The sequence below is a fragment of the Paenibacillus sp. Aloe-11 genome, assembly GCF_000245715.1.
GTDB classification, from domain to species: domain Bacteria; phylum Bacillota; class Bacilli; order Paenibacillales; family Paenibacillaceae; genus Paenibacillus; species Paenibacillus kribbensis.
On record NZ_JH601084.1, the window covers coordinates 1 to 3072 of the forward strand.

Here is a 3072-nt window from a genome sequence, read left to right on the forward strand (position 1 = left end):
GCAAAGAATGAAGCGCCTCTACCAGCATCTTTAGCGTCATACCAAGCGATGAAAGCCTCCAGTTCTTTCTTACTTAGATCGAATTCTTTATCAAGTCCTGTGTCCATAGTCACAACCAAGATTGCTCTATCACCTGATGGACCAGGGGAGGGAGTAGGATCGCTGCTAGGAACAGGAGTAGCTGAAACCTCATATGAATTGTTGCTTTCTCCAGCAGAATTAAGGGCACTTACGACATAGTAGTAGGTAGTTCCATTTACTACATTAATATCAGAGTAAGTAGATTCAGTGACGCTAGTAGCTATAGTGGTGTAAGGTCCACTCTTTGTTGTTGAACGTTTTACATTGTAGCTGATTGCTCCAGAATCAGCTGTCCAATTAAGTATTATTTTTAAATTTTCTGGAGTTGCTTTTAGATCAAGTGGCACTGAGGGAACGGGTTTAACCGGTGGTGTGATAACTGGGTTGTACGGTTTAATTTCGCCCGTATCATCAAAATCGATTCCCCTGTTAATTAAATACTCACTTCTGTTATTAATGATCTCTACATAATGTTCTTTAAATTCAAGGTTAAGCACTTCAAAACCTATCTTTGCTAATCCTTCATCTTTTCCTCTTGTATCAAGGTTAGTTACAACAGGTTTTCCGTCTATTTTTATTGTTATATTTGCTGAATTTGACCACCAAGTGTTCATAATATAGCGCATTTTGCTACCAATGAAATTAAACTTGATTGCAGAGCCTGATGTTTGCCATTTTGATTGATAGTAATTTTGGTCCAGGTGCTGATATTGTCCCGTATACGTGAAATTCTCATTATTTGGTTTGATTCTTTGCCAACCTTTCTCAGGGTTTGGAAGTAAAGTCCCTTTTATAGTAGCTGCAGAGGTGTTTGAGGCAAAACAAAATAATAATAGTAAAGACAACAATGTAGGTATAACTATTTTTTCATGTTTTTCCCTCCTTAGAAATTAAACCCATAAAAACAATACAGTATATTCCAATATTTGTCCAAAGGTAAATGTCTGTATTCAAATAAATTTGAAATGAGGATTTTTATTTAACATAGCAAAGTATTTTTTCTGGTTATTAGGCTCCAAGTTTTTGTTTTATGACAACGTACGCGATACTTTGACATGTCTCCCAATATAGTATTGAGAAGATATAAATTATTATGGAAGTGTCATTAGATAAAAGGAATCGCAAGAGGATTAATTGTATTTTTACTGACGGCTATTTTTTCTGTGCAAGGCGTCTATGCTAAATCGGCAGCAATCATCAGGGAGCAGGATCATGGGTAAGTCATCAGTTAGATAAATACGCTGATGGAACAAAGGTAAGATTTATAGTGAAATAATAATAAGAACTCATACCAGCTTCTTGAACTGGTATGAGTCCTTTTTTTGAAAGTTATTTCTTTTCTCCTAACAAGCTGTACGATAATAAGAAGCCAGACAACACAAATATTAAGTTAAGATTTGAAGATAGATAACTTACTGCTAAATAATAAATTATGACTAAAAGGGAGGGGATGAAGGCAAAGATAAAATTATTTTTTTTGAATACAAATTTCAAACTTCCAGTGAAAATTAATGAAAAGTATATCCCTAGTAAAAAGTATAAAATCCACTGATATGTTAAATACGGTTGATATTTAAAAGTAATAGACATTTGATTTTGGGAATATTCATCAAATAGATTAATTAATTTCAAAAATATTACAAATACCATAAACCAGATAAAAATTAATAATTTCTTCATTATTTTTCCTCCAGAAAGGGTTGTTTTATTTATGCAATTGCTTAATAATGATATTATAACATACAAAAAAGGAAAATTAATGAAGAAAAAACTAATTATTTTGAATAAGGATCCCTAATCTAAATGTGTATTTTTTATGTCAGACAAAACTCCCCTTACTTAGACATTCATTAAGTGTATATTTATAGATGAAGGTACTATAAAGGAGGACTAAAAAATGAAGATGAAACCAGGAAGGAAATCTATCTTATGTTTTTCCGCAGCCGCTCTTTTATTTTCGGCCTTGGCACCTTTGTCCGCTTTTGCAGATGGAACAACTGTCACATCTGATACTTACAACCAATCTCTAAGTCGAACTATAGCTTTATCTAATTTAGTAATTTTTAAAGAGGACTCATTATACACTGATGCATATATTTTACAGAAATCGGTGAAGTTTTCAATTGGTGGTTTAGAACATCCTTTTAAACTTGAAAACTATAAAAGAGTATCTTGGACAAAGGATGAGAACGAGCCTAATGTAGATAATGTATTGAGTACTAAAGTTGCACCAAAAACAGGAACTTTGCATGAAGCTAAAACCTCTGAGCGTCTTGATCGTATAAAAGAAAAATTTAATAAAAAAGATGGTATTATATATGGGTGGGTTCAACTGGCAGGTGAAGATACTTGGTCTAAAGCAGGATCTGTAAAAATAACATTTCAATGAAACTGCTTTAAGGCCGTGGATATAGAACTGTAGATACTCTTTTCATCATTATTCCAATATCGTGTGAGACTCATACAACTATTATGGTATGAGTCTTTTTTTGTTTTGCGACAGCAAGCACGATACTTCGACATGTCTACCGATATAGTATTGAGAAGATTTAAAATACTATGGAGCAGGCAACAATATCAAAGACATTAAAGTTACTGCCGGAACGAATGTTGTCAATGCAACTTACAGTATCTATGATTCAAAATTAAAGATTATACCTAATGAACTACTTTCGGATAACATGTTGTACACAATTCATATTCCAAAAGGAGCATTAGTGTATGCTAATAACGTATCGAATGAGCAAAATTGTCTTTGTTACCTACATACGAGGGGCAGTTAGATTTCTTCGTTGCTCATTTTTGTGTCTTGAATAACGAACGAAAGCTACTACGGATACTCTACAATTACCCAACTCAAATGCAGCGAATGCAAACAGTTTGCAAACCTTAGTCTAGTAAATGTAAAAAGGACTTCACCGGCTGTAGCCGGATAGAGTCCTTATTGTGGTTTATTTAGTTGAATACTCACTTACTTCAAATGTAAGGATT

At 33.5% G+C, this 3072-nt stretch carries 2 protein-coding genes; one reads left to right on the forward strand and one right to left on the reverse strand.

Going from position 1 to position 3072, the window contains the following annotated elements; all coding sequences use genetic code 11:
* The coding region (locus WG8_RS29265) for a hypothetical protein (protein WP_232289176.1) at positions 1-929 on the reverse strand (929 nt) is incomplete at its 3' end.
* 1049 nt (positions 930-1978) lie between these two features.
* Between WG8_RS29265 and WG8_RS25850 the strand changes: the two genes are divergently transcribed.
* On the forward strand, positions 1979-2470 hold the full coding sequence (locus WG8_RS25850) for a hypothetical protein (protein WP_043891441.1): 492 nt from the start codon (positions 1979-1981) through the stop codon (positions 2468-2470).
* The last annotated feature ends 602 nt before the right edge of the window (positions 2471-3072 follow it).

Excerpts from the sequence above, each read along its gene's own strand:
- WG8_RS25850 (WP_043891441.1), top strand. The coding sequence starts at position 1,979 with ATGAAGATGAAACCAGGAAGGAAATCTATCTTATGTTTTTCCGCAGCC.